Source organism: Candidatus Nebulibacter yamunensis (assembly GCF_024208055.1).
GTDB lineage: Bacteria > Pseudomonadota > Gammaproteobacteria > Francisellales > Francisellaceae > Caedibacter > Caedibacter lacustris.
This window is the reverse complement of record NZ_JAMBMW010000006.1, coordinates 1-21773: the sequence shown is the minus strand read 5'-3', so window position 1 is coordinate 21773 and position 21773 is coordinate 1. Positions and strand designations below refer to the sequence as shown.

The following is a 21773-nucleotide window of genomic DNA, read 5'->3' as shown; positions in this document are numbered from 1 at the left end:
TAAAAGTACTTTATTTCCGATTTCTAGTCCATCCTAGCAACGTATAAATAGATTGCAAAAAAATGGGCTAGACTGCCAGCAAAAACGAATAAATGCCACAAGAAGTGACAAAACTCAATTTTTTCATCCAGCATATAAAAGACAACGCCACTGGTATATAACGCCCCTCCTAGCACAATCCACATGAGACAACCTCCTGGTAATGCTTCTACAATCTGCACAATAAATCCTAGTGCCGTCCAGCCCATAATGACATATAACGCAGTAGATAACCAACCATCACCAAAAAATAATATTTTATAAATAAAACCAGCAATCACAGATCCCCATAAAATAGCAAGAATCAACCAACTATTAACGCCTGATAAAGCGATAAGTGCAATAGGAGTATAAGTACCAGCAATAAGTAAATAAATATTTAAATGATCAACTTTTCGTAACACTTTTTTCCATTTTGGATGAGTAATACCATGATATAAGCTTGATGCAGCATACATTGAAATAAGCGTTAAGCCAAAAATAGTAACTGCTATGACATTGACCATGTACCCCGTATCTGCTGCACGCAAGATCATCAAAATAAGTGCAATGATACTAAATCCTGCTCCAATCGCATGAGTTAACGTGTTCAATAATTCTTCACGTCTTGAATACAAGTCCTTATGCTTTTTCATAGCTATATCTTCATTTGTTACAAGCATAAAATCACTTATTTTTTTTCGTTTAAAGTATGCTTATTTTGAGCTATATGTTGTCATTAAGCAAAACCTAATCACTACTTTTCTGTCATAACATATTATTTTGTTGAGCATGGCTAGAAATGAGGATAAAGCAAATTCAAGTCCAAAAAAACTCGTAATTGATTTGTTCATTAGGAGTTTTCCAATTCTTTAAAACCTGATAAATCGCTCATCCTTATGCGTACAGACAGACGATGCCTCCAATTCCACCCCGTACAGAATATCACTGGGTTAGGATAGACGGATACTGAGTCTTCCAAAACTCACAGTGGTGCGAAACACCTGAATTGAAATAACCAAGCTTGCCCGGTTCGAAGTTCATGACCCTGTCTTCTCGATCAAAAATACCCCAGACCGGTGCGTCCTGTGCGCTTGGCTTACCAGTTCTGGCAAAGCTCGTGAAGTAGGCTACCATCTGTTCAGAGAGCTTTTGCGAGGTGGGTGAGAGATTGGGACCTGCAAGCATACGAGTGTTATCGTAATGAGGGAATTGATAGATCAGTTCGGAAGAGTGGACCGCGCCCATCTCGAAACCGGGATTGGTTGTTACCGGCGGTGCGGTGCGATCGGCAAACACGAACTGATAAACTGGTACGAACTTGCGCATCAACTTGGCACTTTCCAGGTAGATACAGTGATTGATACCAACATCCGGGCGGAAATCTGACCAAACAGTGCCCAGCGCAGAAGCAACCGAGGAATAATTGCTTGCCGGATACTGTTTCACAATAGCGTCGGTTTTGTCGCCATAGGTCTGTTTCAATAGTTCGGCGTAGTTATCTGCCGTAATGCTTTGCCCAGCCTGCATGGCATAGGCAACGTACAGACGCAACTCATCACGCGTGCCACCATACATCACAGGCACCTTGACGAACTTGCCTGCAGGGAATGCCTCCGCCCCTGGTAGCGGGTTCGTTTTGGTACCGATGATCGGCATATAAGTAAGGATATTCGAGCCCGAAACTTTCACCGCCCCGTTGAGAAGATCCTTGACCGGCTTGTTGCGCAAACAAGACAGTGCTGTTGCCTCATCCGTACAGCCAACCTGTTGGGCTACTTGCAGACCAATCTTGTTGGCGTCCTCGACACTCGGCAGTGGGGTAGCGCAGCCGGCACTCTCAATAATAGCCTTGTGGAATAAGCCGGAGGTTTCATCTGGCGCTAGGATGTGCATACAGACGCCAGCACCGCCGGCCGATTCGCCGGCGATTGTCACGTTATCAGGGTCTCCTCCGAAGGCAGCGATATTCGCCTTCACCCAGCGCAGCGCAGCGCGCTGATCCTCTAGACCGTAACCGCCGTTGTGATCCGCCTCTAAGGAGGGATGAGCCATAAATCCGAACACGCCGATCCGGTAGTTCATCGAAACCATGACCACGTCACCGCTCTTAGACATATAATCCAGCGGATAGAGGGTACTTGATCCGCCCACAAACGCCCCGCCATGCAGCCAGACGATTACTGGGCGCTTACGGGACAGATCCGATGCTTCCTTGTAAGGCGCTGTGACATTGATATATAAGCAATCCTCGTTCTCACTGGATTCGGGGATGCCATAGCGCTCAACCTGCGGACAGATGCTCTTATATTGAGAGACATCCAGTACGCCACTCCACGCCTCTGCAGGTTGCGGCATAGCCCAACGCAAATCACCAACTGGAGGTCTGGCATAGGGGATACCCTTAAACTCCCGCACACCATTGCGGATGACGCCCCGTACAGCACCCTTATTGGTCAAAACCAAGGCAGGATCAGCGTCAACCTCGTCAGTATTATGAGCATATAGTGAGAAAATACCTCCCAGCAGGACTATGATGCCAGTCAGGACCAAAAGACAGTTGAATAAGAACTTACGAATCATGGGACACTACTCCTTGTGAATTTCAATAGGTTGTGACTGCTTAAAAATACTTATGCTCGTTACAAAATGAGTAATCGTATTCATTTTTCTCCTTGAAATTAAATGTTAGTTGGATAAGAGAGCTACATTACCGCGGCTCTCCCTTTTTAGGGGCTACTTAAAAACGCTAACGTTGTCCAAAAATAATTTTTTCCATATCCCTATTTGTCCTTTCTTTACTATTATCTATCCCATATTAAAATGTAAGCATTTAATTCAGATTAGATAATCTTTTATTTCAGCCTGTAAAGCAGGTTAAACTAATCCTTTTGTTAATTGCTTTAATAGAAAAGCAGATTTAAACAAGTTTGATAAATCAGCATTTGATTTGATAGTAAAATCAAGTCCTTATCCTAGTACTTCAGTTTGTTGTTCCTGTTTCATCTTTCATTCGTAGATTATACATTGTACCCATTATAACCTACGAAAAAATTTACACAGTTATTTTAATGTACCCACTTATTCATCATCTTCATCATCTTCTGACTCGGCTACATTAAAATCATCGTCACTTATGACAAACAGATCCTCCAAGTCAACGCTGTTTTCCTCGTTATCTGCATTTAACGCAGCACTTAGTGCCATTTCCAACTCATCCATAGATGGTCCTGATTCCAATGTTTCCATTTCTTCGATGTGCTTACGCTTACGCTCTTGGTGATAAGCAAGTCCTGTTCCAGATGGAATCAAACGACCGATGAGAACATTTTCTTTTAAGCCACGTAAATAGTCTTGCTGACCACTCACCGAAGCTTCTGTTAAGACACGTGTTGTTTCTTGGAAAGATGCTGCTGATAAGAATGACTCCGTTGACAATGAAGCTTTCGTGATGCCTAATAAAATAGGCTCATAAACTGCTACAAGCTTGCCTTCTGCAAGAAGCTTATCATTTTCTTCCAGTACTTGCACAAGCTCAACCGGTTCACCATCAACAAATTTACTATCTCCTGAGGCGAGGATGTTTACCTTACGCAACATTTGACGGGTAACGGTTTCAATATGCTTATCATTAATGCCGACACCTTGTAAGCGATAAACTTCTTGAATTTCATTGATAATATATTCAGCAAGCGCATGTACACCTTTCAAGCGTAGGATTTCATGCGGATCAAACGGACCATCACAGATAATTTCCCCTTGTGAAACATGCTCACCTTCAAATACGTTAATATGACGCCATTTAGGAATCATAATCTCAATTGGCTCACCTTCTTCAGGCAAAATAATCAAGCGACGCTTGCCTTTTGTTTCTTTACCAAAACTCACCACTCCAGAAACTTCTGCCAAAATAGCGGCATCTTTTGGACGGCGAGCTTCAAACAAGTCAGCTACGCGTGGAAGACCTCCGGTAATATCCTTGTTTTTTGAGCCTTCTTGTGGAATACGTGCAATAACATCACCCACTTCAATTTGCGTGCCATTTTCAATATTTAAAATCGCACCAATCGGCATAAAATAACTTGCAGGAATATTGGTATTAGGAAAGCATAGCTCCTCACCAACCTCATTGATCAAGCGTACAAGTGGTCTTATATCTCTATTACCACTCTTCTGTGAATCAGATGTAATAACAATACTAGACAAACCAGTCATTTCATCCGCTTGATGCTTCATGGTCACACCATCAATAAAGTCAACGAAATTGATATGACCTGCAACCTCGGCAACAACGGGATGGGTATGTGGATCCCAGGTTGCAACGATAGCACCAGCTTTTACTTGAGTGTCATCATTGACTGGTAACACTGCACCGTATGGCACTTTATATTTTTCGCGCTCACGACCAAACTTATCGATAATACCGATTTCACCTGAGCGTGACACCACCACATGGTTACCTTCACGATTCTTAACTGTTTTAATGTTGTTGAACTTGATTCTGCCACCATTCTTGATCTGAACATTATTTTCAGCCGTATCTTGAGATGCCGCACCTCCAATATGGAAGGTACGCATCGTCAACTGCGTTCCTGGTTCACCGATGGATTGTGCCGCTACAACACCAACAGATTCACCCATATTGACCAAGTGACCTCTTGCCAAATCTCTACCATAGCATTTAGCACATAAACCACGACGAGTTTCACAAGTAATAGATGAGCGAATAACGACTTGATCGACGCCATGTTGCTCAATCAATTCTACAGTTTTTTCATCAAGCAAGGTGCCAGCTTCAACCAAGACCTCATCTTCACCTGGGTTATAAATATCCTCTGCATTGACTCGACCTAATAAACGTTCCCCCAATGGAACAACAACGTCTCCTCCTTCAATCAGCGCTGATACTGTCAGACCCTTGTTTGTACCACAATCTTCTTCAACGATAACCAAATCTTGAGCGACATCAACCAAACGACGTGTCAAGTACCCTGAGTTTGCTGTTTTTAATGCTGTATCGGCAAGCCCTTTACGCGCACCGTGGGTTGAAGTAAAGTATTGCAATACTGACAAACCTTCACGGAAGTTTGCAGTAATTGGCGTTTCAATAATGGAACCATCTGGTTTTGCCATGAGTCCACGCATCCCTGCAAGCTGTCTAATTTGAGCTGCAGAGCCCCTTGCACCTGAATCTGCCATCATATATACAGAGTTGAAAGACTCTTGTTCAACTTCATTTCCTACTTTATCCTGGACTTTTTCTTTTGCGATCACTTCCATCATCGACTTAGCAACTTTTTCATTAGCACGCGACCAAATATCGATAACCTTATTATAACGCTCACCCGCAGTCACTAAACCACTGGCATACTGCTCAGAAATTTCTTTGACTTGACTTTCTGCTTCAGTGAGGATCATTTCTTTGGCATCAGGAATGATCATATCATCGATCCCAATCGAAATGCCTGATTTCGTTGAGTACTTATAACCAGCATACATTAGCTGGTCAGCAAAAATAACTGTTGCCTTTGTGCCTAAACGACGATAACACTGATCAATAATTTTGGCAATTACCTTCTTAGTTAAAGATTGATTAATCAACGAAAATGGCAAACCTTCTGGTAAAATACTGGATAATAGTGCACGTCCTACGGTTGTTTCCACGACACCCTTTTCATCGATATATTTGCCAGATTCAAGCAATACTTTATGATTCAAACGCACCTTTATTTTAGCATGCACATCAACCACTGCCGCATCATATGCACGCTGAACGTGCAATAGATCAGCGAATAATTTACCTTCACCTTTGGCATTTACCCGCTCACGTGTGATGTAATAAAGACCAAGCACAATATCTTGTGTTGGTGCAATCACAGGCGTACCACTAGCAGGAGACAAAATGTTATTGGTTGACATCATCAGCACACGCGCTTCAAGCTGAGCTTCTAACGTTAATGGCACGTGAACTGCCATTTGATCCCCGTCAAAGTCTGCATTAAATGCCGTACACACTAATGGATGTAACTGAATTGCTTTACCCTCGATCAGTGTCGGTTCAAATGCTTGAATACCTAATCTATGCAAAGTTGGCGCACGGTTTAGAAGCACCGGATGCTCACGAATCACTTCTTCCAAAATATCCCAAACTAAAGCTTCTTCCCGCTCAACCATTTTTTTGGCTGCTTTAATTGTTGACGCATGACCATAGTGTTCAAGTTTAGAATAAATAAATGGCTTAAATAATTCTAATGCCATTTTCTTTGGCAAACCACATTGGTGCAACCGCAAAGTTGGTCCCACTGTAATCACAGAGCGACCAGAGTAGTCTACACGTTTACCAAGAAGATTTTGACGGAAACGGCCTTGCTTACCTTTAATCATATCAGCAAGTGATTTAAGCGCACGCTTATTTGAACCGGTAACTGCGCGCCCTCTGCGCCCATTATCTAATAGCGCGTCCACCGCTTCTTGTAACATACGTTTTTCGTTTCTAACGATAATATCAGGTGCACTTAACTCTAATAAACGTTTTAAACGATTGTTACGGTTAATGACACGACGATATAAGTCGTTTAAGTCTGAGGTTGCAAAACGTCCACCATCAAGTGGCACCAATGGGCGTAAATCAGGGGGTAATACTGGTAAAACCGTCATAATCATCCACTCAGGCTTATTACCCGAATCACGGAATGATTCTAATAATTTTAAACGCTTAGTGAGTTTCTTAAGCTTGGTTTCTGAGTTTGTTGTTGGAATCTCTTCTCGAATCACTTCAATCTCATGATTTAAGTCTGTATCCATCAATAGTTTTTGAATCGCTTCGGCACCCATTTGTGCTTCAAATTCATCACCGTATTCTTCTAAGGCATCCAAATACGTTTCTTCATTTAGCAGCTGACCCTTTTCAAATGGTGTCATCCCAGGATCTGTTACGGCATAGGCTTCAAAATATAAAATGCGCTCAATATCACGCAAGGTCATATCCAACAGTAACCCTATACGAGATGGTAATGACTTCAAATACCATATGTGTGCCACTGGACAAGCAAGGTCAATATGCCCCATTCTGTCACGTCGTACACGCGCTTGCGTTACTTCAACGCCACACTTTTCACAGATAATCCCGCGATGCTTTAAACGCTTATATTTGCCACACAAACATTCATAATCCTTAATTGGACCAAAAATTTTAGCACAAAATAAACCATCTCTTTCTGGCTTAAAAGTACGATAATTAATTGTTTCTGGCTTTTTCACTTCACCATATGACCATGAATGGATCATTTCAGGGGAAGCAAGAGCGACTCGAATACGGTCAAACTCTAAATCTTTACCTTGCTGTTTCATACCGCCTAGTAAGTTTTTCAAGGCTTCTACTCCTATTCTTTGCAAAGTTTGATTACATGTTACAGAGATGCTTTCTGCAACGATTTAATGAATTGCGACTCAATAAGATTAATTATTCAAGTCAGACTCAAGATCAATATCGATAGCTAATGCACGTACTTCTTTCATTAGTACGTTAAACGATTCTGGAATACTTGCATCCATCCTGAAATTACCATCAACGATGTTCTTATACATCTTGGTACGACCATTCACATCATCTGACTTCACGGTTAACATTTCACGCAATGTATATGCTGCACCATACGCTTGTAGCGCCCACACCTCCATCTCACCAAAACGCTGACCACCAAACTGGGCTTTACCACCTAGCGGCTGTTGTGTTACCAGACTATACGAACCTGTCGAACGTGCGTGCATCTTATCGTCTACTAAGTGATCTAGTTTCAGCATGTACATGTATCCCACGGTTACAGGTCGATCAAATGCCAAACCAGTACGACCGTCAAATAGCTGCATCTGACCGCTTTCGTTGATATCACAAAGTTTTAAAAGATCTTTGATGTCTTTCTCTTTTGCACCATCAAACACAGGCGTTGCAATAGGTACACCTGCTTTTAAGTTATATGCCATCTCAACGATTTGATCATCATCTAATTGCTTGAAATCCACTTTTTTATGACCAATGGTGTTGTAGACTTCCTCTAAAACTTTGCGGATATCTTGTACTTTTTGGCTAGCTTCTAACGCATCACTTATTTTGTGTCCTAGAGAACGTGCAGCTAACCCCATATGTGTTTCCAGCACCTGACCAATATTCATACGAGAAGGAACACCTAACGGATTTAGAACGATATCCATTGGCGTGCCATCTGCAAGGTATGGCATATCTTCAATAGGTAGAATACGAGATACTACACCTTTGTTACCATGACGCCCTGCCATCTTGTCACCTGGCTGAATACGACGTTTAACGGCAACAAACACCTTAACAATTTTAAGTACTCCAGGCGATAGATCATCTCCTTGAGTTAGCTTTTTCCGCTTAACTTCAAACTTTACCTCAAAATCTTTGCGAGCCTGTTCAATTTGCGCTTTACAACGAGCGATAGCTTCGGTTGTCGCTTCATCTTCAACACGAAGATCTAACCATTGCATAAACTCAATGGTTTTCAAATATTCTTTTGTGATTTCTTGACCACGCCTTAAGTTATTTGGACCAGCTAATGCTTTTTTACCACTTAACTGTTCAAATAGATAAGAGCGTACAGCACCTTCAACAATACGATATTCGTCACGCAAGTCTTTACGAATGCGTACCAGTTCCTCTTTTTCAATTTCAACTGAACGTGCATCTTTTTCGACACCATCACGAGTGAAGACTTGCACATTAATAATCGTACCGTACATGCCAGTTGGCATTCTCAATGAACTATCTTTAACATCAGAAGCCTTCTCACCAAAAATAGCGCGTAATAACTTCTCTTCAGGAGTTAACTGTTGCTCTGCTTTGGGTGTAATTTTAGCAACCAAAATATCCCCTGGAACAACGTTTGCACCAATATGAATAATACCTGAGGCATCAAGTTTATTAAGTGCATACTCACTTACATTTGGAATATCGGCTGTAATTTCTTCTGCCCCAAGCTTAGTGTCACGTGCAATACAAGTTAACTCTTCGATATGAATAGAAGTATAACGATCATCCTCTACAACACGCTCAGATAAAAGAATAGAATCTTCAAAGTTAAAACCATTCCAAGGCATAAATGCAACAAGTAGGTTTTGACCTAGTGCTAATTCGCCCATATCCGTTGAAGAACCATCTGCTAAGATATCACCTTTTCTGATTACATCACCAGGTTCTACAATTGGGCGCTGGTTAATACACGTATTTTTATTAGAACGACGGAATTTGGTCAAATTATAAATATCAACGACAGAATCACTTTCACCAATTTCATCATTGTTCACACAAACAACGATACGACCACCATCTACTGAATCAACAACACCTGAGCGTTTAGCAACAATACAAGTACCTGAATCACTTGCAACGATACGCTCCATTCCAGTACCAACGAGTGGCTTTTCAGCTTTTAATGTAGGTACAGCTTGGCGTTGCATGTTTGATCCCATGAGTGCACGGTTAGCATCATCGTGTTCCAAAAATGGGATAAGCGCTGCCGCCACGGATACCATTTGTTTGGCAGATACATCCATATATTGTACTTGATCTGCTGTTGTAAAAATTGCCTCACCTTTTGAGCGACATTGAATAAGCTCATCTGTTAAACGACCTTTATCATCCATTGAAGCAGATGCTTGCGCAATCACATAATTGCCTTCATCAATTGCAGACAAGTATTCAATTTCATCCGTTGCAACACCATCCATTACTTTACGATATGGGGCTTCTAAGAAACCATAATGGTTGGTACGCGCATAACACGCTAAAGAATTAATCAAACCAATGTTTGGACCTTCTGGCGTTTCAATTGGACACAAACGACCATAATGTGTAGTGTGTACGTCACGCACTTCAAAACCAGCGCGATCTCTTGATAAACCACCAGGGCCCAATGCAGATATACGACGTTTATGCGTAACTTCTGATAGCGGGTTATCTTGATCCATAAATTGTGATAACGCACCCGAACTAAAGAATTCTTTAATCGCGGCGGTAATTGGTTTAGCATTGACCAGATCTTGTGGCATTGCACTCTCACGATCAACTAAAGATAAACGCTCACGCACGGAACGCTCAACACGCACCAAGCCTACCCTAAATTGATTTTCAGTCATCTCACCTACCGCACGAATACGACGATTACCTAGGTGGTCGATATCATCAACTTCACCACGACCATCTCGAATATCAATCAAGGTTTTTACAACGTCGATAATATCTTCTTTGCTTAATATCCCTTCACCTTTGTCGGATTTACGTCCCAAACGATTGTTAAATTTCATCCGACCAACTGCTGATAAATCATAACGCTCTTCAGAAAAGAATAAACCTTGAAATAAGTTTTCAGCAGATTCTTTTGTTGGGGGTTCACCTGGGCGCATCATACGGTAAATTTCAACAAGCGCTTCATCACGATTGCGACAAATATCACTACGCAATGTATCGGCAATATAAGCCCCACGATCTAAATCATTGGTGTTGAGCGTTTGGAATTTATTAACGCCACGATCAGACAATTTGTCTAACAATACCGGAGTAATTTCTTCGTTTGCTTCAGCCAACAACTCACCTGAAGTTTCATCTACAATACGACCATATAATACTTTGCCAATTACGTAAGAAACAGGGACTTCCATTCGGTCAAGCCCTTGCTCTTTCATGACCTTAGTATGACGCGCTGTGATGCGCTTGCCTTCAGAAACGAGCACCTTATTGTCTTGGTCTAAAATATCAAACGATGCCGTTGTGCCTTTTAATGAATTAGGGTCAAACGTCATCATTAACACACCATCCTGGACTTCAAAGTCAACTGGCTCATAAAAAATCTTTAATAATGCTTCGTTAGTATAACCCAAAGCCTTTAACAAAACTGTTGCTGGTAACTTACGACGTCTATCTATACGCACATAAAGCAAGTCTTTTGGGTCAAACTCAAAGTCTAGCCATGAACCACGATATGGAATAACACGTGCTGAATGCAATATCTTACCTGAGGAATGGGTCTTGCCTTTATCGTGATCAAAAAATACCCCTGGTGAGCGGTGCAACTGAGACACCACAACACGCTCAGTACCATTGATGATAAAGGTCCCATTTTCCGTCATAAGCGGAATTTCACCCATGTAAACTTCCTGTTCACGAACATCTTTCACCGCCTTACTATCTACCGGTGCATCTTTATCGTAAACAACCAATCGTAATTTTACACGCAAGGGCGCAGCATAAGTTACCCCTCGAATGCTACACTCATTTTCATCAAATGTAGATTCACCTAAACGGTAGCTTACATAATGAAGTTCGGAATAGCCAGAAGCGCTAGCAATCGGAAAAACAGATTTAAACGCTGCTTCTAAGCCAATATTTTTACGCACTTGCGGCTTAACTTCTTGTTGTAAAAATTCTTTGTATGAATTTACTTGAATGGCAAGCAAATATGGAACATCTAGAATATTAGGAAGATTCCCAAATTCTTTACGGATTCTTTTCTTCTCAGCGTATGAGTACGGCATCAGGCACTTCCTCTGATCACATTCATTTTAACCACTAAACCATGCCAAAAGTTTGAAAAAACTTTATTTATCTGCGACCACAGATTCAGCCACAAATCATATTTATCACATAGCAGAAAAGGCCAACAAGTAAAATATACCTGTTAGCCTTTTGCTTTAACTTAATGTAATCGAAAAATTACTTAAGCTCAACCTTAGCACCAGCTTCTTCAAGCTGCTTTTTAAGTGCTTCAGCATCTGCCTTAGAAGCACCTTCTTTGATTGTAAAAGGAACGCCTTCAACTGCGTCTTTTGCTTCTTTCAAGCCTAAACCAGTTGCTGCGCGAACTGCTTTAATCGCACCAACTTTATTAGCACCTGCATCAACTAAAACAACGTCAAACTCAGTTTTCTCTTCAACAGCAGCAGCTTCGCCTGCAACTGGAGCTGCAACTGCAATAGCAGCTTGAGCAGAAACACCAAATTTCTCTTCCATCATTTTAACTAACTCACAAACATCCATAACGCTCATTTCAGCAACTGCATTTAGAATGTCTTCTTTAGTAATAGCCATTATATAACTCCTATTAAATAATTTATTTCAAAAACGAAAAGTGGTTATTTTGCATCACCAACAGCAGCAAATACGCGAACAGCTTGCGCTGGAATTTCATTAAGCGTACGCACAAACTTGGTAACAGGTGCTTGCAATACATTGCACAACAATGCAAGTGCATCGTTGCGACTTGGAAGCTTAGACATTTCTTCCAACTTGTTGGCGCCGAATAATTCGCCACCCATTGCTAAGTTCTTCACTTCAAAAGTTTTATTGTTCTTCATAAAATTTTTGAATAATTTAGCAGCCGCACCTGGCTCTTCTTTCGAGAAAGCCAAAACCAAAGGACCCACAAGTGCATTGCTCATGCACTCAAACTCAGTTCCTTTGATCGCGATTCTTGCTAAATTATTGCGAACAACTTTTAAATAAACACCTGATTCACGAGCTTGCTTACGTAAATCACTCATTTGATTCACAGTCAAACCACGGTAATCAGCCACCGCTGCAGACAATGCCAAGGATGCTTGTTCAGCAACTTCTGCCACAATCGCTTTCTTATCTTCAAGCTTTAGCGCCATTAGCTAATCCTCTTGTTTTTGTCTACGTTATTTAATACGATGTTTGAAACCAAATAAAAATTTCTCTTTTAGGTCACATTCACCGTCTGCGTAGGAAATTAAGCAACCTTTCAGTTACACCTACGGTCTTTGACATCACTAACTCAATAGATATTAAGCAGTTGACCCAAAGAAACTTAATATTCAAGCAAAGCTTCTGCACACGCATACATTCTGCCTGATGAGAAAAAGGCTGCTTATCTTAAACCTCAATTGTGCTCATGTCAAGCATAAGACCAGGACCCATTGTACTAGAAACTGTCACTTTTTTGATGTACACGCCTTTTGCATTTGCTGGCTTTAGCTTTTTCAAGTCAGTTAAAAGCGTTTCTAAGTTTTGCTGTAACGCTTGTGGTGCAAAGTCAGCCTTACCAATGGTGGTGTGAATAATACCAGCTTTATCAACGCGGTAACGTACCTGACCTGCTTTTGCATCTTTAACCGCTTGCGCTACATCAGTTGTTACAGTGCCAACCTTAGGGTTAGGCATTAAACCCTTAGGTCCCAAGATTTGACCCAACTGACCAACAACACGCATCGCATCAGGGGTAGCGATTACAACGTCAAAATCTATATTGCCTTTTTTAACTTCAGCTGCCAAATCATCCATGCCAACAACATCAGCACCTACTTCAGTTGCTTTTGTTACGTTATCACCTTGAGTAAATACCGCAACACGCACAACCTTACCAGTACCGTTTGGTAACACAGAAGCACCGCGCACAACTTGATCTGATTTACGTGGATCAACACCTAAATTAACAGCAACATCAATTGACTCTCTAAATTTAACTTTTGAAAGGTCTTTCAAAAGCTTAAAGGCTTCAGTTACAGGATAAACCTGTAATCTATTTACTTTTTCAGATAAACCTTTCATTCTTTTTGATAACTTAGCCATTACTCACAACCCCCTCAACTTTAAGCCCCATACTGCGCGCAGATCCTGCGATCGTTCTAACAGCAGCATCCATATTTGCTGCCGTTAAGTCGGGTTCTTTTGTTTTAGCAATTTCTTCTAATTGTTCACGAGTCACTGTACCAACAACTTCTTTAGAGGGCTTAGAGCTGCCAGATTTAATTTTTGCTGCTTTCTTCAGCAAGAATGAAGCAGGGGGTGTTTTCATAGTGAATGTAAAACTTCTATCGCTATATACAGTAATAACAACAGGCACTGGCGCACCTTGCTCCATCTTCTGTGTTTGCGCATTAAACGCCTTACAAAACTCCATAATGTTAACACCATGCTGACCTAACGCCGGTCCAATCGGTGGACTTGGGTTTGCCTGTCCAGCTTTAACTTGAAGCTTAATATAAGCCTGCACTTTCTTAGCCATTATTTACTCCTTTTTGGGTATAACGCTATTTTTAATAGCTCCCCGTTACTCACATCTAACTAACTGCTAGACACCTAAAACTTAAACAGCAAACCGTTTAAGCATCTTTCTCTACTTGAGAAAACTCAAGCTCAACAGGCGTTGGACGCCCAAAAATAGAAACTGCAACGTGTACACGCGATTTCTCGTAATTAATTTCCTCGACAACACCTGTAAAATCAGCAAATGGGCCTTCAAGCACACGCACAACCTGACCAACTTGAAAAGTTGTCCTTGGTTTTGGCGCTGTCTTATCTGCACCCACCTTAAGTGAACCCAAGATTCTTTCTGCTTCTTTATCACTAATTGGCATTGGACGCTCACTTGTACCTCCTATAAAGCCACTGACTCTTGGAGTTCTACGCACCAACTGCCATGCTTGTTCACTCATTTCCATCTGAATCAAGACATAACCTGGGAAAAACTTACGCTCACTTTTGCGCTTTTGGCCAGCTTTCATCTCAACCACTTCTTCAGTTGGCACTAATATCTTGCCAAAAAAATGATCTAAACCTTCCAATTTAATACGTTCTTCAATCTGAGCTTTAACACGCTTTTCATATCCTGAATACGCCTGAATCACATACCATCTTTTTTTTGAGTCAATAGCATTTTTTGCTGAAGTTTCGTTAATCGCTTGCGATTTATTCATCTCGGCATTTTCACTGTGAAAATCTTTATCATCAGCAGACATAATAACCTCTTAACTTAAAACTGTTTGGATCAGGCGCATAAACAGCAACCCAACAAAATAAATAATAATGGAAGCAATGGCAACAATAACCAGCACCACCAACGTCGAGTTAATTGTCTCTTGACGCGTTGGCCACACAACTTTTCGCATCTCTAAGCGTGCTTCAAGCAAAAATTGCCAACCCTTTGCACCTTGATTTGTCTGCTTAGCAATCACCAACAGCACGACTATACCAACGATAATAAGCACTGCCATCAACGCTGATGAATCCTTGAATAGCGAGAAATACATACTCGAAAAAACGATGATTGCGGCAATAACAATCATTATCAACCACAATAACTTATTTGCAGTACTGCTAATCTCACGCAAACCAGCTTTTTTTGTCGTGGTTGTCCACACTTTTTTCGTTACGGGATCCTTCATTTAATCGTCTCATCTTTTACTACAAACAAAAACGGCGTGCAATCTTAACACAGATTAACACGCCGTTCAAGTCAATTTATTTGGCAGGCCAGGAGGGACTCGAACCCCCAACTTGCGGTTTTGGAGACCGCTGCTCTACCAATTGAACTACTGACCTACAAGACCTTTGAAGTGTTGATATTAGGCAAGAATTTTAGCCACAACACCCGCACCTACTGTACGACCACCTTCACGGATAGCAAAGCGCAAGCCTTCTTCCATCGCGATAGAATTGATCAACGTAACAGTCATCTTGATGTTATCACCAGGCATGACCATCTCAACTCCTTCTGGCAATTCACAAGAACCCGTTACATCAGTTGTACGGAAATAGAACTGTGGTCTATAACCCTTGAAGAATGGCGTATGACGCCCACCTTCTTCCTTAGATAGAACATACACTTCAGCTTCAAATTTAGTATGCGGTGTAATTGAACCTGGTTTACATAAAACTTGACCACGCTCAACTTCTTCACGCTTGATCCCACGAATCAAGATACCAACGTTTTCACCCGCTTTACCTTCATCAAGAAGCTTACGGAACATTTCAACACCAGTTACAGTAGTAGTTTGAGTTGACTTAATACCAACGATTTCTACCGCATCACCAACCTTAACAATACCGCGCTCAACACGACCAGTCACCACGGTACCACGACCAGAAATCGAGAACACATCTTCAATCGGTAACAAGAATGGCTTATCTGTTTCACGTTGAGGCTCAGGAATGTATTCATCAAGTGTTTTGCCTAACTCAAGAATAGCATCAACCCACTTCTTCTCACCAGCCAAAGCACCCGTTGCAGAACCTTTAATGATTGGCGTCGCATCACCTGGAAATTCATATTGATCTAAAAGCTCACGCACTTCCATCTCAACTAGCTCAAGCAATTCTTCGTCATCGACCATATCGCACTTATTCAAAAATACAACGATGTATGGCACACCTACTTGGCGTGATAACAAAATGTGCTCACGTGTTTGTGGCATTGGACCATCAGCAGCTGAACATACTAAAATTGCACCGTCCATCTGAGCGGCACCAGTGATCATGTTTTTAACATAGTCTGCGTGACCTGGACAGTCTACGTGTGCATAGTGACGGTTTGGTGTTTCGTATTCAACGTGAGAAGTTGAAATAGTAATACCACGTGCTTTTTCTTCTGGAGCATTATCGATTTCATCAAATGCTTTAGCTTGACCACCATAAGCATCTGCAAGCACTTTTGTGATCGCAGCGGTCAATGTTGTTTTACCATGATCAACATGACCAATTGTACCAACATTCAAGTGCGGCTTTTTACGTTCAAATTTTTCTTTAGCCATTATTTACTCCAACGTTTTATTAACAAACCCAACATGGTGCTCACAACCAGACTTGAACTGGTGACCTCTCCCTTACCAAGGGAGTGCTCTACCGACTGAGCTATGCGAGCTTCAATATTTTTTAATTTAATTAACTATACACCTTACAAATCCCTTTGGAGCGGGTGATGGGAATCGAACCCACACTATCGGCTTGGAAGGCCGAAGTTCTACCATTGAACTACACCCGCAAATGGGAAGAAATTCGTGGTGGAGGGGGCAGGATTCGAACCTGCGAAGGCTGAGCCGTCAGATTTACAGTCTGATCCCTTTGGCCGCTCGGGAACCCCTCCAGCGTGCTGGGACCAATCATAGGGGTTTAGTTTTTAAAAATCAACTTTTTTTCATCGATTTTTTTTCCTATAATTGTATGCACCGGATTTGAATAACTTAAGCAGTTAAGACGGGTGCAAGTATATACGAAGAAACACAGATTTTACCAGTATTTTTTTATGCTATTTTTGCTTTTTTTCAGCATTTTAAGTCATGGTGAAATCTATCAATGGCACGACAGCGGTGGCAATGTTGTTTTCTCAAACTCCCCGCCTACTGAAGACCAACCACACCATACGGTTTTTACTGATGATTTAAACATTATCTCTCCCCAAAAGCCCTCAAAAAACAGTAGCAAAGGTGACAATAAAAATAAAATGAATGATATTGAGCTTAGGACAAGTTCTATATTAATAGATAAACCAAAACAAGAAGATCATGAAAACCTTAAAACCATCAATATTACTATCATATCCCCAGAGGATAATGCCCACATTCATAACTTTAATTCCATTATCTCTTTAACTACCACTCCAACTTTATCTAAAAACGATCAAGTTTATGTCACCATTAATGACAACCAATTTTATGCAGTCTATCAAAACAACACATGGAACATACCACGACCAGAATACCCAGGCAAAAACAAAATCACTATTTTTGGCAAAACGCAAAGTAATGAAACCTTCTTCTCAAATCCAATAATACTGTATGTGCATAACAATCATCTGAAAAAGAAATCTAGGTAGTGTTTTACTTTATCATTTTATATGTCCGACCCCATTCAATTCGGTTGAGATAAAGACCAATTACAGTATTATGCATTAGTTCACTTTTTGAGAAATAGATAGTTTTTCTTGCCTTGGCTATCCCACTGTTTTGGGAAATGCTACCGTATAAAAGTAACTCTAAATGCACTGAAAAATCGAGAATCTTTTTCAGGCACTTAAAGGCAGAGGTTTTAATTTTGAAGATACGCATTTGAACGACTTCAATAAGATTTCAAAGTTAATGGCACTGCTTACTGTCGGCGTTGTGTCGGTTCATAAAGTTGGTGAATACAAAGACGCCAAGATAGTGTAAAAAGAGTTTAGCTATTTTCGTTATGGCTTCGACATGATTGCTAATGCCTATCAAACAGAGCTTTTTCCTTGAAAATTAAAATTGTATAAACTTAGAATGGAAATACAAGTAGAATGTGGTAATTGGAAGGAATAAAATGTTTCAAGAAGGAATTTATTATCATAAAGTGGAATTGATTGAATTTTGTAAGCAGGCAAATATTCCTTATATGAATCTTTCCAAACTTGAATTAGAATATGTTTTAAAACATTTTGCACAAACAGGGAAGGTACTAGATATAAGACGAAAGACAAATAAAATAGCCGGTGATTTTCCTTTAAAATTAGAAGCAATCATTTCTCCTAATTTTAAAATAGGTTTCCGGGAAAGAGGTTTTTTTGCAAAATATATTCCAGCTTTTAAATACAATATTCGTTTTAATGCTTGGATGAAAGAAAATAAGGGGATTAAAACCTATAAAGAAGCGATTGCTATGTATCATCAATTGGTAAATATGAAAAATGAAAACATTTCTCCTCAGTTTAAATACATGACTTATATTCGTGATTTTTTTAATGCATATCCTGATAGGAGTAAAGCAACCGCCATTAAATGTTGGAAGATAAAAAAAACTATGCCTAATAGGCATTTTTTTGAACCTTCTGATTTAACTCTATTGGAGGGCAACAATAATATTGACTAATATTATTGTCAAATTTATTAATATGAATTTTATACACTATATCTGTCATCATAAAAACCTAACTGAACTAAATACAGTTTCATAATTTTTTCCTTGATTATAAATTCCTGATAGGTTTGAGTAATAATGTCTACCACACTACGATAATGTTTTCTAGATCACCTTAAGTTTTATTTTCCTGGAGCAGGGTACGAAATTGCTGGAAGTTTGATATAGTTACGGTAAAAAAATTGGTTCATGGAACTCAAACACAAACTAATTCTCTTAGCTTACACGAAGATAGCTATTCATTGGATTATGTTGATTTTCGTCTCTTTCAAGAGCCTGATACAGCATTTCATCTTCCGAGGATCTCAAAACGGATGACTTAAGTGTACATTGATTACTTGCACACTCCTTTAAACGAGCCCTTAGACAACCCTGAAATGCCTCATAACTGACGTCTTTGTTTTTAACAAGGTTTAAAAAATCTTGATTTAATGTTTCTGCAACTTCGTCTGTAACGTTATAAACCTGACCATTAAACTGAATATTTGTACCACCATAGCCAAATATTTTCTTCACATTTTGAGATGACTTATTACACAAAGATTCCAATAAAGCTGTTTTCTTATCTAGCAACTCTATATCCTGTAGAACACTTTCAAACCAATTACTATCTTTCAGTGTAGTTAAGGTTAAGGTGCGAAGATACTCTTTCCTATACTCAGCCTCTAAAGTACTATAAATGTTATAACAGTCGACCCTGGTCTTAGTTAGCGATGGCAATTTATCTTTAATAGCGTTGACATAGTTGTTCCTATACCTAACATCCAATGTTTCATAAAAGCGGCAAAAGTCAAACCTTGTCTTAGTTAGAGATGGCAGTTTATCTTTAATGGCATCGACATAATTGTTTGTATAGCTATTAAAAAGAAAGCTATCTAAAAGTTTATAAATATCCTCAAAGTCATTTCTTGTATTAGTTATAGATGCTAAGTTATTGTTAACAGCATTAAAATAACGATTTCTATCACTGGTGGGCAGCTGACCATTAAAGATACTAGATAAATCTACACCATCAGATAAGGTATTATAAATTTTTTTAAAGTCGTCTCCAGTATTGGTTATAGAAGGTAACCTACATTTAGTAGTTTGAAAATAACTAATCAGCTCTGATTTCGAAAAGAAAGTATCTAAAAGATCATAAATTTTTTTAAAGTCATCTCCAGTATTAGTTATGGAAGGTAGTTTGGTCTTAACAGCCTCAAAATAGCTGTTTCGCTCTGATTTCCAAAAAAAAGTATCTAAAAGTTTATAAATATTTTTAAAGTCATCTCCAGTATTAGTTATGGAAGGTAGTTTGGTCTTAACAGCTTCGAAATAATTGTTTTTATTACTATCATCTAAATTGCTATAAATCTTGTAAAAACTATCTCCATCTTTAGTAAGAACGTTTATAGTTATATTTAATAATCTTTCTTTTAGGTCACCAGTGGTATGTGGATCGTTTATTTGATTAGCAATCGCTTTATATATATTTTCATCTTCTTTTATATGCTTCTGGATTTCCTGTTTCGCCTCATCACTCAACCTATTCCAAATCGCTAAAAAATGTTTTGGGTACAACAATATATTGCCAAATATATCTTCTTGATTCATTTCATCAACAGATATATCAGAAACTTGCTGCAATATAGTTTCTAAGTCAGAAATATTAATACTTTCCGCATTGTCATAAACAGACTTCATTATTAATTTTCCATTTTGGAAAAAGCATGTAAGGTCCAAGGGAAGGGCGTCTATTGTTTTTATTTTTCCTTCATTTTGTAGTTTTCCTATTTCCGCTGTTATTTCTTTATATCGATTATTAAGTTTTTTTAACGTCTCCTCATTCCTTTTAGAATCTTTTGTTTCTATAAACTCTTTATCTAAAATAGATTCTAATTCTTTAATAACTGCCTTGAGCGCTTTTGATTTTAAATCAACACAACTACCATCATCAAGTTGGCGTATTTGCGTTACAAGTTTTTCCATCGCCTGCCTATTTTCACTAGTTCCAATGCTTATTAAATTTAAAAAATCGTCCTTATAATAACTCTCCCACTTTCCTCTAAATTCACCAATTGCAATCGATGCACCAACTCCTGCATACCCTTCTGAACCATATCTACCATTTACACCATTATCAAATAAAGCATTTGCAAGTTTAATAAGCTCTGCTTTTAGAGAGTGCCCACTTTCCTCTACTTCTTTTATCTCGTTTTCTAAATTATATGCTTCTCTGATTAAAGAGTTTGAGTTCAAGATACGCTCAAAAAAATCTGAATTAACTGTAATCCTTTTCGGATCATAGGTTTCTTTATACTCATATACTTGTTTCAAATTCTTAATAGGGAAACTTATTATGTTATCAACGTTTACTAAATTGTCCGCACCATAAAAATGCTGTTGATAAAATGCGATAAGTGTTTGTAAAGAATTTTTATATCCTTTATAAGAAACATATTCATCCCAATTCTTTTTATCCTCTATATTGTACCGATCGTCAGAGACAAAGTGTATTTGCGTATTAGGTAAAAGTAACGATAAAGGCGAAATCTTAAATTTGTCAGCAATATCAACCGTAATTTTTAAAATAGCCTTACTAATTTCTGATTCGGGATTCATAGTCAAAAAGGATGAGGTACCTTTTGTTTTATTATAATATTCCTTATATAACGCTTTAATTTTCTCTAAGTCATTTTCTGCTTTGATTAAATTATCACACAAAGTATTAAACTGCACTAAGGCACTACCGGTGATGACCTCATCCTTGCTGTATGTCTTTTTATGGTGAAAGTGCACTACTTGATTGATTTCATCTTGTATTTTTTTAATATCATTCATATGATTAACCTTTTTTATTTCAAATAATTATTTTGAATTTTCATGCAGAATTATTATTGTATTCTATCTAAATTTAAAGGTGAGGAATTGAAAAAGGACAAAATGTTGCTTATTTTTAAGCATTAGAGTTCTTTCCAAACCGTATTTAATCTAGCAAAATAGCTATTTAAAAATTAAAGGTGGATATGATCAATGAGATGGGAAACGATAAACAAGTTAGCAGCAGATGAGTTTCGTCGTTTAACAG

Annotated in this window: 14 protein-coding genes and 4 tRNA genes; 2 read left to right on the top strand and 16 right to left on the bottom strand. The window is 39.2% G+C overall.

Going from position 1 to position 21773, the window contains the following annotated elements; all coding sequences use genetic code 11:
* Window positions 1–23: 23 nt before the first annotated feature.
* The 15 genes from trhA to M1V25_RS03960 form a co-directional block, all read right to left on the bottom strand.
* Window positions 24–701 (bottom strand): PAQR family membrane homeostasis protein TrhA, encoded by a 678-nt coding sequence (trhA, locus tag M1V25_RS04030; RefSeq protein WP_116963565.1) that lies wholly within the window; start codon window positions 699–701, stop codon window positions 24–26.
* A 262-nt stretch (window positions 702–963) separates the two neighbouring features.
* On the bottom strand, window positions 964–2601 hold the full coding sequence (locus tag M1V25_RS04025; RefSeq protein WP_116963564.1) for a carboxylesterase/lipase family protein: 1638 nt from the start codon (window positions 2599–2601) through the stop codon (window positions 964–966).
* A gap of 498 nt (window positions 2602–3099) precedes the next feature.
* Window positions 3100–7389, bottom strand: a complete 4290-nt coding sequence (rpoC, locus tag M1V25_RS04020; RefSeq protein ID WP_204723356.1) for a DNA-directed RNA polymerase subunit beta' — start codon at window positions 7387–7389, stop codon at window positions 3100–3102.
* Window positions 7390–7476: 87 nt separating this feature from the next.
* Complete coding sequence (gene rpoB / locus M1V25_RS04015) at window positions 7477–11568, bottom strand: DNA-directed RNA polymerase subunit beta (RefSeq protein ID WP_498842504.1); 4092 nt, start codon at window positions 11566–11568, stop codon at window positions 7477–7479.
* Window positions 11569–11746: 178 nt separating this feature from the next.
* Window positions 11747–12121 (bottom strand): 50S ribosomal protein L7/L12, encoded by a 375-nt coding sequence (gene rplL / locus M1V25_RS04010; protein ID WP_116963561.1) that lies wholly within the window; start codon window positions 12119–12121, stop codon window positions 11747–11749.
* 44 nt (window positions 12122–12165) lie between these two features.
* The gene (rplJ, locus tag M1V25_RS04005; RefSeq protein ID WP_116963560.1) at window positions 12166–12684 is read right to left on the bottom strand and encodes a 50S ribosomal protein L10; all 519 of its coding nucleotides are present in this window, start codon (window positions 12682–12684) and stop codon (window positions 12166–12168) included.
* Between the two features lie 241 nt (window positions 12685–12925).
* On the bottom strand, window positions 12926–13621 hold the full coding sequence (rplA, locus tag M1V25_RS04000; protein ID WP_116963559.1) for a 50S ribosomal protein L1: 696 nt from the start codon (window positions 13619–13621) through the stop codon (window positions 12926–12928).
* Window positions 13614–14057, bottom strand: a complete 444-nt coding sequence (gene rplK / locus M1V25_RS03995; RefSeq protein ID WP_116963558.1) for a 50S ribosomal protein L11 — start codon at window positions 14055–14057, stop codon at window positions 13614–13616. Before rplK ends, rplA begins: the two co-directional genes overlap by 8 nt.
* A 97-nt stretch (window positions 14058–14154) precedes the next feature.
* Window positions 14155–14748, bottom strand: a complete 594-nt coding sequence (gene nusG, locus M1V25_RS03990; protein ID WP_116963634.1) for a transcription termination/antitermination protein NusG — start codon at window positions 14746–14748, stop codon at window positions 14155–14157.
* Between the two features lie 51 nt (window positions 14749–14799).
* A complete protein-coding gene (gene secE, locus M1V25_RS03985) occupies window positions 14800–15216 on the bottom strand; it encodes a preprotein translocase subunit SecE (protein WP_116963557.1) in 417 nt (138 codons plus the stop codon).
* Between the two features lie 81 nt (window positions 15217–15297).
* Window positions 15298–15373 (bottom strand) — tRNA-Trp (locus tag M1V25_RS03980).
* A 23-nt stretch (window positions 15374–15396) separates the two neighbouring features.
* A complete protein-coding gene (tuf, locus tag M1V25_RS03975) occupies window positions 15397–16581 on the bottom strand; it encodes an elongation factor Tu (protein ID WP_116963556.1) in 1185 nt (394 codons plus the stop codon).
* 34 nt (window positions 16582–16615) lie between these two features.
* Window positions 16616–16691, bottom strand: a tRNA-Thr gene (locus M1V25_RS03970).
* A 46-nt stretch (window positions 16692–16737) separates the two neighbouring features.
* Window positions 16738–16811 (bottom strand) — tRNA-Gly (locus M1V25_RS03965).
* 17 nt (window positions 16812–16828) lie between these two features.
* Window positions 16829–16913: transfer RNA gene (locus M1V25_RS03960), tRNA-Tyr, on the bottom strand.
* Between the two features lie 159 nt (window positions 16914–17072).
* Here M1V25_RS03960 and M1V25_RS03955 point away from each other — a divergent pair.
* Entirely contained in the window at window positions 17073–17642 is a 570-nt protein-coding gene (locus M1V25_RS03955; RefSeq protein WP_498842503.1) for a DUF4124 domain-containing protein, read from the top strand.
* Between the two features lie 470 nt (window positions 17643–18112).
* The gene (locus tag M1V25_RS03950; RefSeq protein WP_498842502.1) at window positions 18113–18658 is read left to right on the top strand and encodes a DUF6434 domain-containing protein; all 546 of its coding nucleotides are present in this window, start codon (window positions 18113–18115) and stop codon (window positions 18656–18658) included.
* Window positions 18659–18922: 264 nt separating this feature from the next.
* Here M1V25_RS03950 and M1V25_RS03945 read toward each other — a convergent pair whose 3' ends face one another.
* Window positions 18923–21526 (bottom strand): hypothetical protein, encoded by a 2604-nt coding sequence (locus M1V25_RS03945; RefSeq protein ID WP_498842501.1) that lies wholly within the window; start codon window positions 21524–21526, stop codon window positions 18923–18925.
* Window positions 21527–21773: the final 247 nt, after the last annotated feature.